Source organism: Polaromonas sp. LjRoot131, assembly GCF_964252805.1.
Lineage (GTDB): Bacteria > Pseudomonadota > Gammaproteobacteria > Burkholderiales > Burkholderiaceae_C > Polaromonas.
Genome location: NZ_CAXUPF020000001.1, coordinates 1,404,828 through 1,417,291, shown reverse-complemented (window position 1 = coordinate 1,417,291; position 12,464 = coordinate 1,404,828). Strand labels below are relative to the sequence as shown.

The following is a 12,464-nucleotide window of genomic DNA, read 5'->3' as shown; positions in this document are numbered from 1 at the left end:
TGGACATTCTGAGATGGACATCCTCTTCCTGCTGATCCCGCTGTCCGTTGTGCTGGCGCTGCTGATCATCGGCGCGCTGGGCTGGGCCGTGTGGCGTGGGCAATTCGAGGCATTGGAGCAGGAAGCCGAGCGCATTCTTCACGACGATTGACCTGTATCAAGTGCCGCGCCGCCCGCCGCGCCGACACTTTCAAGCATCAAGACAAAAGGTGCTTCATGAACCAAGAAACGACGCAAGGGATCGCCTATCACGACACGGTGGTGCGCCAGTTCTCGCTGGCAGCCGTGCTCTGGGGTGTGGTGGGCATGGCGGTGGGCCTGTTCATCGCGTCCCAGCTGGCCTGGCCTGAACTGAACTTCGGCATCCCCTGGCTCAGCTACGGCCGGCTCCGGCCGCTGCACACCAACGCGGTGATCTTCGCCTTCGGCGGCTGCGCGCTCATCGGCAGCAGCTACTACGTGGTCCAGCGCACCAGCAGCGTGCCGCTGTTCGCGCCGCGGCTGGCCGCCTTCACCTTCTGGGGCTGGCAGCTGGTCATCGTGGCCGCCGCGATCAGCCTGCCGCTGGGCTACACCACCGGCAAGGAATACGCCGAACTCGAATGGCCCATCGACATCCTGATCACGCTGGTCTGGGTAGCCTACGCGGTGGTCTTCTTCGGCACGCTGGGCGTGCGCAAGGTCAGGCACATCTACGTGGCCAACTGGTTTTACGGCGCCTTCATCCTGGCGGTGGCGGTGCTGCATGTGGTCAACAGTGCGGAGATCCCGGCCGGCTGGATGAAGTCGTATTCGGCCTACGCGGGCGTGCAGGACGCCATGGTGCAGTGGTGGTACGGCCACAACGCCGTCGGCTTCTTCCTGACCGCGGGCTTCCTGGGCATGATGTATTACTTCATCCCCAAGCAGGCGGAGCGGCCGGTCTACAGCTACCGCCTGTCCATCGTCCACTTCTGGGCGCTGATCTTCACTTATATGTGGGCGGGCCCGCACCACCTGCACTACACGGCCTTGCCGGACTGGACGCAATCGGTCGGCATGGTGTTCTCGCTGATCCTGCTGGCGCCCAGCTGGGGCGGGATGATCAACGGCGTGATGACGCTGTCGGGCGCCTGGCACAAGCTGCGTGACGACCCCATCCTGCGTTTCCTGATCGTCTCGCTGTCCTTCTACGGCATGAGCACCTTCGAGGGCCCGCTGATGTCCATCAAGACCGTCAACGCGCTGTCGCACTACACGGACTGGACCGTGGGCCACGTGCATTCGGGCGCGCTGGGCTGGGTGGGGCTGATCTCCATGGGCACGCTGTACTACCTGATTCCCCGCCTGTTCGGGCAAAAGCAGATGTACTCGGTGCGCGCCATCGAGGTGCACTTCTGGACGGCCACCGTGGGCATCGTGCTCTACATCGCCGCCATGTGGATCGCCGGCGTGATGCAGGGCCTGATGTGGCGCGCCATCAACGCCGACGGAACCCTGACCTACACCTTCGTCGAAGCCGTCAAGGCGACCTATCCCTTCTACGTGGTGCGCTTCTTCGGCGGCGTGCTGTACCTGGGCGGCATGGTGCTGATGGCCTGGAACGTCTGCATGACCGTGGCCAAGGGCCGACCCGTCCGCGTGCCGGTGCCGATGCTGGCCCACGCCTGACAAGAGCAAAGAAAGAAAGCCATCCCATGAAAGACGACAACACAAAGGCCGCCGGCTTCTCGCACGAGAAGATCGAGACCAACAACTTCCTGATGATCATCCTGATCCTGCTGGTGATCGCCGTCGGCGGCCTGGTGGAAATCGTGCCGCTGTTCTTCCAGAAGTCGACCACCATGCCGCTCGAGGGCGTCAAGCCCTACGGCGCGCTGCAGCTGGCCGGCCGCGACATCTACCTGCGCGAGGGTTGCTACAACTGCCACTCGCAGATGATCCGGCCGTTCCGCGCGGAGACGCTGCGCTACGGGCATTACTCGGTGGCCGGCGAGTTTGTCTACGACCATCCCTTCCAGTGGGGCAGCAAGCGCACCGGCCCCGACCTGCAGCGCGTGGGCGGCAAGTACACCGACGAGTGGCACCGCATTCACCTGAACAACCCGCGCGATGTGGTGCCCGAGTCCAATATGCCGGCCTACAGCTGGCTGGAAAAAACCGCCGTCGACCCCGCCGACATGGCGCCGCGCATGAAGGCGCTGCGCAGGGTGGGCGTGCCCTACACCGACGCCGAAATCGCCGAGGCCGCGGCCGTGGTGAAGGGCAAGACGGAAATGGACGCCCTCGTCGCCTATCTGCAAATCATGGGCAAGGCCCTGAAATAAAGGAAAACAGCCATGGACGTCAACACCCTGCGCATCGTCGCCACCCTGCTGTGCTTTGCCACTTTCATCGGCCTGCTGGTGTGGGCCTATTCCAGCCGCAACCGCAAACGCTTCGAAGAGGACGCCAAGATCCCCTTCCTGCAGGACTGAGGGCCTCCAGCCATGCAAATCCTCTTCACCGGTTTTTTATTCACCGCACAACACATCGGGTGTGAGCCATGAGCGATTTCACAGACAACTTCTGGTCCTGGTATGTGGCCGCGCTGACCCTGGTCGGCATCCTCGGCGCGCTGGTGCTGCTGTGGGCCACGGCCCGACAAAAAGTGGTACCCAGCAGCGACAACACGACGGGCCACGTCTGGGACGAGGACCTGCGCGAGTCCAACAACCCCATGCCGCGCTGGTGGATGTGGCTGTTTGTGATCAGCGTGATCTATTCATTGCTCTACCTGGTCGCTTACCCGGGCCTGGGCGCCTACAAGGGTGAAATGGGCTGGAGCACGCGCGGTGAATACGATGTCGCCATGGTCAAGGCGGACAAGGAGCTGGCGCCGCTGTACACCCAATTCACCGCACAAAGCCCGGAACAGCTTGCGGGCGACGCCAGCGCGATGGCGGTGGGCGAGCGCCTCTTCATGAACAACTGCGCCCAGTGCCACGGCTCGGACGCGCGCGGCAGCAAGGGCTTTCCCAACCTCGCCGACAGCGACTGGCTGCACGGTGGCTCGGCCGACAAGATCAAGGAAACCCTGACCGGGGGCCGCAAGGGGCAGATGCCGCCCATGGCCGCGGCCGTGGGGACTCCCGACGACGTCAGGAATGTGGCGCAGTACGTGCTGAGCCTGTCGGGCGGCCCGCACGATTCGGTGCGCGCCCAGCTCGGCAAGTCGAAATTCACCGCTTGCGCGGCCTGCCACGGCATGGACGGCAAGGGCAATACCGCGATAGGCGCGCCCAACCTGGCCGACGACATCTGGCTGCACGGCTGGGGAGAGCAGGCCATCGTCGACATCGTCAACAAGGGCAAGACCAACGAGATGCCCGCGCAGGCCGGCAAGCTCACGGAAGCGCAGATCCACGTGCTGACGGCTTACATCTGGGGGCTGTCCAGCAAGGCCGCCGCGGCAAAACTTTGAGGCGACGGTGACTCAACCCGCACTGCGAAAAATCATTCCCATCGTGCCGGTGCAGCCGGCCGGGGAGTCCCTGTACGAGGCGCAAAAGAAGATCTACCCGCGCTCGGTGAGCGGGCTGTTCTCTCGCTGGCGCTGGGCCTTCGTGATCCTGACCCAGCTGTTTTTCTACGGCATGCCGTGGCTGCAGTGGGGGCAGCGCCAGGCCGTGCTGTTCGACCTGGAGGCGCGGCGCTTTTACCTGTTCGGTTATGTGCTCTACCCGCAGGACTTCATCTACCTGACCGGCCTGCTGGTGGCCAGCGCCTTGTCGCTGTTCCTGTTCACCGCGGTGGCGGGCCGCCTGTGGTGCGGCTTTGCCTGCCCGCAGACGGTGTACACCGAAATCTTCCTGTGGATAGAGCGCAAGGTGGAAGGCGACCGCACGGCCAGGCAGCGGCTGGACGGCGCGCCGTTCTCGCTCGAAAAACTGGTCAAGAAATGGTTCAAGCACATCCTCTGGATAGGCGTGGCGATGTGGACCGGCTTTACCTTCGTCGCCTATTTCGTGCCGGCCCGCGAGCTGATCCTGCAGTTCCTGCAGACAAAAATGAGCGGCTGGGAAATCTTCTGGGTGCTGTTCTACGGTTTCGCCACTTACGGAAACGCCGGATTCCTGCGCGAGCAGGTGTGCAAATACATGTGTCCCTATGCGCGTTTCCAGAGCGCGATGTTCGACAAGGACACGCTGATCGTGAGCTACGACCCCGCGCGCGGCGAGCCGCGCGGCGCCCGGTCACGCCATGCCGACGCCGCCGCGCTGTCGCTGGGCGCCTGCGTGGACTGCACCCTGTGCGTGCAGGTCTGCCCGACCGGCATCGACATCCGCGAGGGCCTGCAGTACGAGTGCATAGGCTGCGCCGCCTGCGTGGACGTGTGCGACGGCGTGATGGACAAGATGGGCTATGCGCGCGGCCTGATCCGCTTCACCACGCAGAATGCGCTGGCCGGGAAGTGGAACGCCTCGCGCATGCTGCGCCGGGTGCTGCGGCCGCGCGTGCTGGTCTACACCACGCTGCTGGGCGTGCTGTGCCTGGCGCTGCTGTGGAGCCTGGTGGCGCGCATGCCGCTGAAGGTGGACGTGGTGCGCGACCGCGCGGCGCTGTCGCGCATCGTGGCCGGCGGGCGGCTGGAAAACGTTTACCGCCTGCAGATCATGAATGCCACGGAGCAGGCGCAGCGTTACACCATCGCGGCGGCCGGGCTGGAAGGCCTGGCGGTCGCTTCCGAGGCCGAGGTCAGGGTCGGCCCCACCGAATCGCGCTGGGTCGCGGTGCGGCTGCAGATTCCTTATGGCTCGGCGCAGGCCGGCTCGCACCCCATCGTGTTCCGCATCGCCGATGAAAGCGGGCGCGCCCACGTCGAAGAAAAATCCGTGTTCCTTGTTCCGCGATGAATCGCGACGAAAGGCCTCTCATGAATATCCTTCCCACCCAAACCTCTCCCTGGTGGAGGCACGGCCATGTCTGGCTGGTGATCTCCGGGCCCGCGCTGGTCGTCGTGGCCGGCGTCGTGACGGTCTTCCTGGCCATCAAATACCCTGACGCTGTGATCATCGGCCCAAAGCCGGCGGGGGCCTCTCGCACCGGTGAGCTGCGCCAGCCCAGGGCCCTGGCCCCGGCCCTGGAAGGTCGAAACCACGCGGCCACCCCCGACAAGTCCCCGCGGCCCTGATCGCTCCAACCAAAAAAACAAGGAGGCCATGTGATGTCAGCCAACAAGATACTGGGCATTGCCTGGCCGGCCTTTCTGGCGGCCTGCCTGCTGGAACTGCTGCTGTTCGGGCTGTTCGACCCTGAGGAGATGCTCAGGAACGGGCAGCCGGCCGGGCTTTCGCGGCTGGCGTTCCAGACCGCCGTTTTTTTTGTGTTCTGGTTCGCCTGCGCGGCATCCAGCGCCTTGACGGTGCTGCTGACCGGGCCCGCGCCGGTAGTGGGGACGGCGGCCTCACGCCGGACACGGCTGGAGCCGGCCGATCCGCCGCATCCGCCGAATGAGGACTGAGGCCGGCCCAGGCGCGCCGGTTTCCGGACCGGGGGAGGGCGGTAAGATCGGGCCTTCACTCCCGAACTGCGCCATGTCCCTCTTTCCCCACATTGGTGATGCGGTGCCCAGGCGCCGGCGCTCCACGGCCATTGTCCTGGCCGTGATGGCAACCCTCACGCTGCTGGCCGCTGTCCATCTGGCGTCCAACCCGCAATCTCTGCCGGGCCTGCCGCTGGTCGCGGCGCTGGCCGCCGCCACCTGCGGCATGGCCTGGCTGCTGGCCGGGCGCGACGCGGCGCGGGACCGTGCCGGCAAGCAGGCGCTGGAAGGCGCGGACGCCAGGCTGGCGGGCCTGCTGGACTCGGCCATGGACGCCATCATCACCGTCGACAGCCAGCAGCACGTGATCCTCTACAACAAGGCCGCCGAAAAAATCTTCGGCTGGCCCACGCGCGAGATGCTGGGCCAGCCGCTCACGCGCCTGATCCCGCAGCGGCACCAGGGCGCGCACGGCGAGCAGCTCAGGCGTTTCGGCCAGACCGGCACGACCTCGCGGCGCATGGGAGACGGCACGGTGCTTTACGGGCTCAGGGCCAGCGGCGAAGAGTTCCCGCTGGAGGCCTCGATCTCGCAGCTGGACACCGCACACGGCAAGCTCTACACCGTCATCCTGCGCGACGTGACCGAGCGCGTGCGCGCCGGCGAGGAACTGAGCGCCTTCGCCTCTGCGGCCCACGCCATCCGTGAAAGCGAAAAAACCCGGATTGCGCGCGAACTGCATGACGAACTCGCCCAGTCTTTGACGGCGATCAAGATGGACGCCACCTGGATCCGGGAGGCTATGCCGCGCGATGCGAATGCCGTGCGGGCCAAGCTCGACGACATGCTGGGCCTGCTGGACACGACGGTCGCCGCGACACGGCGCATCGCCTCGGACCTGCGGCCGCTGCTGCTGGACGACCTGGGCCTGGTGCCGGCCATCCAGTGGCTGACCCACAACTTCAGCCAGCGCTACGGCGTGCCGTGCCGGCTCTCGCTCGATGAAGAAGTGGAGCTGGCCGAACCCTATGCCACGGCGGTGTTCCGCATCGTGCAGGAGTCGCTGGTGAATGTGGCCAAGCATGCCGGTGCGTCCCAGGCCGAAGTGCGCATCGAGCGGACGGCCGCGGCCGTGGTCCTCGAAGTGGCCGATGACGGCGCCGGCTTCGCGGCGGACGCGCCGCGCAAGGCCAGCTCGCTGGGCCTCATGGGCCTGCGCGAACGCGCCCGGCTGCTGCAGGGGACGGTGGAGATTGACACGGCGCCGGGCCGCGGCACCCGCATACGGGTGATGATCCCGGTGCCTGAAACAGGCCGGACAGACGAAGTAGCCGAAACTGGAGACATCACATGATCAGGATCGTGATGGCCGACGACCACGCCATCGTGCGCGAAGGGCTCAAGCGCATCGTGTCGTCGATTGAAGGCATGGAAGTCATCGGCGAGGCCGGCAACGGCACGGAAGTCATGCAGCGCGTGCGCGAGCTGGCCTTCGACGTGCTGCTGCTGGACCTGTCCATGCCCGGCCGCAGCGGCATGGAGCTGATCAAGCTGATACGCGCCGAAAAGCCGCAGCTGCGCATCCTGGTGTTAAGCATGCACCAGGAGCTGCAATACGCGGTGCGCGCCATCAAGAACGGCGCCAGCGGCTACCTGACCAAGGAAAGCGCGCCGGCCCAACTGGAGCAAGCGATACGCAAGGTGGCCTCGGGCGGCGCCTTCATCAGCGCCGAGGTGGCCGAACAGCTGGCGCTGGGCGCAATGCCCGGCAGCGAAACGGTTCCCCACGAGAGCCTTTCCAACCGCGAGTTCGAAGTGCTGCAGTTGCTGGCGGCCGGCGTCTCTCTCACGGACATCGGAACGCGGCTGAACCTGTCGGTCAAGACCGTCAGCACCCACAAGACCAACCTCATGCAGAAAATGGGCTTGCAGAACCAGAACGAGCTGATCCGCTACGCGCTCAAGCACGGGCTGGCCGAACCGCTGGACAGCTGAACGCTGAAAGCGGCCGCGCAAAGCGCATGATGTTGACGAGGGTCAATACGGCCATGGGTGCATCTGCCTACAGTCAGGGTATCCAAACTCTGCACCCGGAGGTGTTCCATGAGCGATGAACTGAAACAGCTGCTGGTCCACGCCGATGCTTCGCCGCAATTCGCGCAACGCCTTGAATTTGCCTGCCGGCTCGCCGCCCGGCACGGCGCCGGCATCACCGCGCTGTATGCCTCGCCTTCGGCTTCGGAGGCGCTTCCCGTCGCCTCCGGCATGGGCCCGGGCCTGGCCGTGAAGCGCGAGAACGTGCAGGACACCGAGCTGGCGCGCGCGAGATCGGTATTCGAGCAACTCAGGCCCGCGGGGCTGCCGGCCGCCTGGGCTGAAATCCATGATTTCCCGCTGGCTCCGGCTTTCGCGGAGCAGGCACTGTACGCGGACCTGCTGGTACTGGGCCAGCACGGCCCGGGTGAAGGCTGGTCCACGCTGATGCCGGCGGATTTTCCGGAAACGGTGATCGCCCTGAGCGGGCGGCCCGCGCTGGTGCTTCCCTATACCTCGGTCAAGCCCGGTTTGCCGGGACGTGTGGTGATCGCCTGGAAGCCCTGCCGCGGGGCCGCGCGTGCCGTGGCGGCGGCACTGCCCCTGCTGCGCCAGGCCAGCGCGGTGCACGTACTGAGCTGGGGTGGCGACACGGTGGCTGCCGCTGGAGGAGGACCGAACATCGTTTCCTATCTTCAGGCCCATGGCATCCAGGCCAGCTGGCAGCGTGAAGATGCGGAACCCGAAAACCTCGGCGAGCTGCTGCTCTCGCGTGCCTTCGACCTGCAGGCGGACCTGCTGGTGATGGGCTGTTACGGCCGCACCCGTGCCTATGAATGGGCGCTGGGCGGCGCATCCCGGACCGTGCTCAAAAGCATGACGCTGCCGGTGCTGATGGCGCACTAGGCGTCCGGGCTCCTGGGAACTCCTAGGAAAATTCCGATCCGGGCTAGGAGCGAGGGCCCCGGCAAACCAGCCTTATCCGAGCCGGGCTTTCAGCAAAAGCCGATGTTCCGAAAGCGCCGGGTGCGCGACAGTAGGGGCATGCAACACAGCGCTTCACCCCCCCGGGTCTTTCTGGCCGACGACTCCGCGCTGAGCCGCAGCCGCGTGGCGGCGATGCTGCTCAACGAGGGCATGGAAATCGCGGGACAGGCCGATACGCCGGAGCTGGCGATTTCAGGCATCCTGGCGACGCAGCCCGATGTGGCGGTGCTCGACGTGCAGTTCGAGAAGGGCACCGGCATGCGGGTGCTGCAGGCCGTTCGCAACGCCGCGCGGGATATCCCCTTCATCGTCCTGAGCAACCACGCCGAGCCGGCCTATCGCGCGCGCTACCTGGCTGCGGGCGCCGCCTGCTTTCTCGACAAACACGCCGAGTTCTACCAGCTTGCCAGCCAGGTGAAAGCCGTAGTCCTGCTGTCGCCGCGGCGAACTTTTCAACCATCCGTTTCATCTTCTCAACCCAAGGAGCCGTCATGCCCTTAACTCTTTCAACCGCCAGCGATACTTTTTCCGCCGCCGCCATCCCGCCGCTGAAGACCCACTGCTCGAACTGCAACCTGCGCGACCTCTGCCTGCCCTGCGACATGAAGCCCTCCGACGTGGACGGCCTCAAGTTTGGCCGCACCAAGGTCAAGGCGGGGGAGGCGCTCTACCATGAGGGCCAGGCGTTCCACAACATTTACGCGGTGCGCATAGGCACCTTCAAGTCCAGCCTGACGCTGGCGGACGGCCGCGAGCAGGTTAGCAGCTTCCAGATGGCCGGTGAGCTCATGGGCCTGGACGGCATCGCCAACGGCTCCTATGCGAGCAACTCCACGGCGCTGGAAGACACCGAAGTCTGCACCATTCCCTACGACCAGATCAGCGGCCTGGCCGCGGCCAGCGCCGGCATGCAGCAGGCCGTCAGCCGGCTGATGAGCCGCGAAATCGTCAGGGAGCACAGCCTGATGATGCTGCTGGGCAGCATGAACGCCGAGGAGCGCCTGGCCGCCTTCCTGCTCAACCTGTCGCAGCGGCTCAAGCTGCGCGGCTACTCGCCCAGCGAGTTCCACCTGCGCATGTCGCGCGCCGAGATCGGCAGCTACCTGGGCATGAAGCTGGAGACCGTGAGCCGCACCTTCTCCGCTTTCCTGCAGCAAGGCATCCTCGAAGTCGACAAGCGCCACATCCGCATCCTGGACCAGGCCGCTCTGCAGCGCGTCTTCGACACCCGCGTTCATTGACACTTTCACCCCTGGGGTGAAACGGCGCTGGCCATCGATTCCGAGGTCGGCTTGCCGGCAAAATCCGTCCACTGCCGCCGTTCGAAGTCATAAAGCTTGCAGCGGCGTGCCGTGTCGAAATACCAGCGCCAGGAAAACGGCTGCACCACGATGTGGCCGGGCAGCCTGGCTTCCAGCATGGCCTGGGCCTGCTTGAGGCGATACAGCGGCACGCCCATGTCCACGTGGTGGGCGGTGTGCTCCATGATGTGGTGCAGCGCTGCGCCGAAAAACGAGTTGAAGGTCAGGTGCACGGTGGTGGAGACAAAAGGGTTGGCATCGGACCAGCTCTTTTTGTTGTCATACCAGGCGATGCTGGTGTGCGTGTGATGCACGTAGACCACAAACCCGATGAGGCCGTTCCATACCAGCAGCGGCAGGAAAAAACCAACGGCCAGAAGCCAGGCCGCCGATTGGCCGGTAGACCCTGCCGCGACCACCAGGCCTGCGACCCAGACCGCCGCAGCCGCGCTGACCAGCAGGCCGTCGGCCACAAAAATGCCGCGCCGCGTGGGCATCACGGCCCTGGACGGAAAGTACAGCCGCTTCCACCAGATTTCCACGAGGTAATACAGCCATGGCGCCCAGCCGCTGCGCCAGGCGCGCTCCAGCGCCCGCTTCCAGGCGGGCATGCTTTCATAGGCCTGCAGGGTCGCGGGCTGCCAGACGAAATCGAAACCGCTGAGGTTGGTATAGCCGTGGTGCACGATGTTGTGCCCCACGTCCCACAGGCTGTAGGGCGTGAGCGAAGGCAGGAACAGCAGCCGGCCCAGCCAGCGGTTCAGCCTGCGGTGCGGCGTGAAGCTCTGGTGGCAGGCGTCGTGGCCGAGGATGAACAGCCTGGCGATCATGAAGCCGGCCAGCAGGCCCATGAGCAGTTGCACGGCAGGATGGCGCGCGAGCACCGCGCCGGCCATGCAGGCGGCGAACAGGGCAAGGTCCGCCACGGACATCGCCAGGGCGAGGCCGGTGTTTTTGGTGGAGATGGGGAGAAGCCAGGAGCGGAGGATTTTCCGGTGGGGAAGAGGCGTTGCTTGAATTGCAGGTGACAGGGACATGGGTGATGAAGGGTTGGTAGCCGGGGGCCGTCAACCCAGGGCAATGGGGAAGTCGCCAGCTTACGGCGAGCCCTTCGCGGCGATTTGACGCAGGTCAAGCACAGGGTAAACGCGCCGCAGCGGCTCACACTTTTGCGCTGCGTTGATCCACATCAACGCGGCCGGAGCGGCGTGGCGGCACAGTGGAGGCCTCACATTCCGCAAGCCCACCATGCCCGCTGTTCTACCCCAGGCCCTTCGACGGTTCGACATCTCCGGCCCGCGCTACACCTCCTTCCCCACGGCGGACCGTTTTGTCGAGGCCTTTACCGCCGCCGACCACGCCCGTGCGCTGGACGACAGGCGCGTGCGGGCCGAGACCTCGGCGGCGCCGCTGTCGCTGTATGTGCACATCCCGTTTTGCGAATCGCTGTGCTACTACTGCGCCTGCAACAAGATCATCACCAAGCAGCACAGCCGCGCCACGACCTACCTGGGCTACCTGGAGCGTGAAGTGGCCCTGTACACGGCGCGCCTGGGGCAAGGCCAGCCCGTCAGCCAGCTGCACCTGGGCGGGGGCACGCCGACTTTCCTGTCCGACGCGGAGCTCGCGCAGTTGATGGACATGCTCAGGCGCAACTTCGACTTCGCGCCCGGCGCGGAAATGGCCATCGAGGTGGATCCGCGCACCGTGGACAACACGCGCCTGGCCGCGCTGGCAGCCCTGGGCTTTAACCGCCTGAGCTTCGGCGTGCAGGACTTTGATGCCGACGTGCAGAAAGCCGTGCACCGCGTCCAGCCCGCCGAACAGGTGTTCGCGCTGGTTGCGCAGGCGCGCGCGCTCGGCTTTGAATCCATCAATGTGGACCTGATCTACGGCTTGCCGCGGCAGACGCAGACCTCTTTCGCGCGCACCATCCGCCAGATCGAGGACCTCCGGCCCGACCGCATTGCCCTGTACGCCTACGCCCATCTGCCGGAACGTTTCAAGCCGCAGCGGCACATCGCGGCCGCGCTGCTGCCGGCGGCCGAGGACAAGGCCGCCATGCTGGCCGAGGCCATGGCGCGTTTCCAGGGCGCGGGCTACCGCTACATCGGCATGGACCACTTCGCCCTCGAAAACGATGCGCTGGCCGTGGCCTGCCGCGAGGGCCGGCTGCACCGCAACTTCCAGGGCTACAGCACCCAGCCCGACCGCGACTTGATCGGCCTGGGCGTGTCGGCCATAGGCGCTGTCGGCGCCACTTACAGCCAGAATGCCAAGGACCTGGAGGAGTACTGCGACCTGCTGGACCAGGGGCGGTTCCCGGTCACGCGCGGCCTGGCGCTGAGCCGGGACGACCTGGCGCGCCGCGCGGTGATCATGGCCATCATGTGCCAGGGCCAGGTGTGGTTCGAATCGATAGAGCTGGCCTGGATGCTGGACTTCAAGGCTTACTTCGCGGCGGAACTGGAGCGCCTGCGCGAACTGGAAAGCGCCGGCCTGGTGGTGCTTTCCGATGCCGGCATAGCGGTGACGCCCGAAGGCCGGTTTGTGCTGCGCGCGGTCGCCATGGTGTTTGACCGCTACCTGCAGTCGGACCTCAACCGCAGCCGCTTCTCGCGCATCATTTAGGCGGCTTG

General features: G+C 65.7%; 15 protein-coding genes. 14 read left to right on the top strand and 1 reads right to left on the bottom strand.

All coding sequences use genetic code 11. The annotated features are described in order from the left end of the window. Positions 1 to 13 precede the first annotated feature (13 nt). The 13 genes from ccoS (at position 14) to ACSQ27_RS06535 (ending at position 9,765) form a co-directional block, all read left to right on the top strand. A complete protein-coding gene (gene ccoS / locus ACSQ27_RS06595; protein WP_436154659.1) occupies positions 14 to 151 on the top strand; it encodes a cbb3-type cytochrome oxidase assembly protein CcoS in 138 nt (45 codons plus the stop codon). A gap of 65 nt (positions 152 to 216) precedes the next feature. Beyond that, positions 217 to 1,650: a cytochrome-c oxidase, cbb3-type subunit I gene (gene ccoN / locus ACSQ27_RS06590; protein WP_436154658.1), complete on the top strand. Its 1,434-nt coding sequence runs from the start codon at positions 217 to 219 to the stop codon at positions 1,648 to 1,650. Between the two features lie 26 nt (positions 1,651 to 1,676). Then, on the top strand, positions 1,677 to 2,306 hold the full coding sequence (gene ccoO / locus ACSQ27_RS06585; protein WP_436154657.1) for a cytochrome-c oxidase, cbb3-type subunit II: 630 nt from the start codon (positions 1,677 to 1,679) through the stop codon (positions 2,304 to 2,306). 12 nt (positions 2,307 to 2,318) lie between these two features. Then, positions 2,319 to 2,456 (top strand): cbb3-type cytochrome oxidase subunit 3, encoded by a 138-nt coding sequence (locus ACSQ27_RS06580; protein ID WP_436154656.1) that lies wholly within the window; start codon positions 2,319 to 2,321, stop codon positions 2,454 to 2,456. Between the two features lie 68 nt (positions 2,457 to 2,524). Continuing rightward, a complete protein-coding gene (ccoP, locus tag ACSQ27_RS06575; protein ID WP_436154655.1) occupies positions 2,525 to 3,442 on the top strand; it encodes a cytochrome-c oxidase, cbb3-type subunit III in 918 nt (305 codons plus the stop codon). Between the two features lie 7 nt (positions 3,443 to 3,449). Further along, the gene (ccoG, locus tag ACSQ27_RS06570) at positions 3,450 to 4,874 is read left to right on the top strand and encodes a cytochrome c oxidase accessory protein CcoG (protein ID WP_436154654.1); all 1,425 of its coding nucleotides are present in this window, start codon (positions 3,450 to 3,452) and stop codon (positions 4,872 to 4,874) included. Between the two features lie 20 nt (positions 4,875 to 4,894). Beyond that, positions 4,895 to 5,152: a nitrogen fixation protein FixH gene (locus ACSQ27_RS06565; RefSeq protein WP_436154653.1), complete on the top strand. Its 258-nt coding sequence runs from the start codon at positions 4,895 to 4,897 to the stop codon at positions 5,150 to 5,152. A gap of 33 nt (positions 5,153 to 5,185) precedes the next feature. After that, on the top strand, positions 5,186 to 5,482 hold the full coding sequence (locus ACSQ27_RS06560; RefSeq protein WP_436154652.1) for a hypothetical protein: 297 nt from the start codon (positions 5,186 to 5,188) through the stop codon (positions 5,480 to 5,482). Positions 5,483 to 5,555: 73 nt separating this feature from the next. After that, positions 5,556 to 6,857, top strand: a complete 1,302-nt coding sequence (locus ACSQ27_RS06555; protein WP_436154651.1) for a PAS domain-containing sensor histidine kinase — start codon at positions 5,556 to 5,558, stop codon at positions 6,855 to 6,857. Beyond that, positions 6,854 to 7,498, top strand: coding sequence for a response regulator (locus tag ACSQ27_RS06550; protein WP_436154650.1), 645 nt, complete (start codon positions 6,854 to 6,856; stop codon positions 7,496 to 7,498). The genes ACSQ27_RS06555 and ACSQ27_RS06550 overlap by 4 nt, the downstream gene beginning before the upstream one ends. A gap of 108 nt (positions 7,499 to 7,606) precedes the next feature. Beyond that, positions 7,607 to 8,443, top strand: coding sequence for a universal stress protein (locus ACSQ27_RS06545; RefSeq protein ID WP_436154649.1), 837 nt, complete (start codon positions 7,607 to 7,609; stop codon positions 8,441 to 8,443). Between the two features lie 138 nt (positions 8,444 to 8,581). Next, positions 8,582 to 9,025: a response regulator gene (locus ACSQ27_RS06540; protein ID WP_436154648.1), complete on the top strand. Its 444-nt coding sequence runs from the start codon at positions 8,582 to 8,584 to the stop codon at positions 9,023 to 9,025. Then, the gene (locus ACSQ27_RS06535; RefSeq protein WP_436154647.1) at positions 9,016 to 9,765 is read left to right on the top strand and encodes a helix-turn-helix domain-containing protein; all 750 of its coding nucleotides are present in this window, start codon (positions 9,016 to 9,018) and stop codon (positions 9,763 to 9,765) included. The genes ACSQ27_RS06540 and ACSQ27_RS06535 overlap by 10 nt, the downstream gene beginning before the upstream one ends. Positions 9,766 to 9,770: 5 nt before the next feature. Here the strand turns inward: ACSQ27_RS06535 and ACSQ27_RS06530 are convergent, their stop codons facing one another. Beyond that, entirely contained in the window at positions 9,771 to 10,862 is a 1,092-nt protein-coding gene (locus ACSQ27_RS06530) for a fatty acid desaturase (protein ID WP_436154646.1), read from the bottom strand. 211 nt (positions 10,863 to 11,073) lie between these two features. Between ACSQ27_RS06530 and hemN the strand changes: the two genes are divergently transcribed. Continuing rightward, positions 11,074 to 12,456 carry an oxygen-independent coproporphyrinogen III oxidase gene (gene hemN / locus ACSQ27_RS06525; RefSeq protein ID WP_436154645.1) on the top strand — a complete coding sequence of 461 codons (1,383 nt, stop codon included), beginning with the start codon at positions 11,074 to 11,076 and terminating at the stop codon, positions 12,454 to 12,456. Positions 12,457 to 12,464 lie beyond the last annotated feature (8 nt).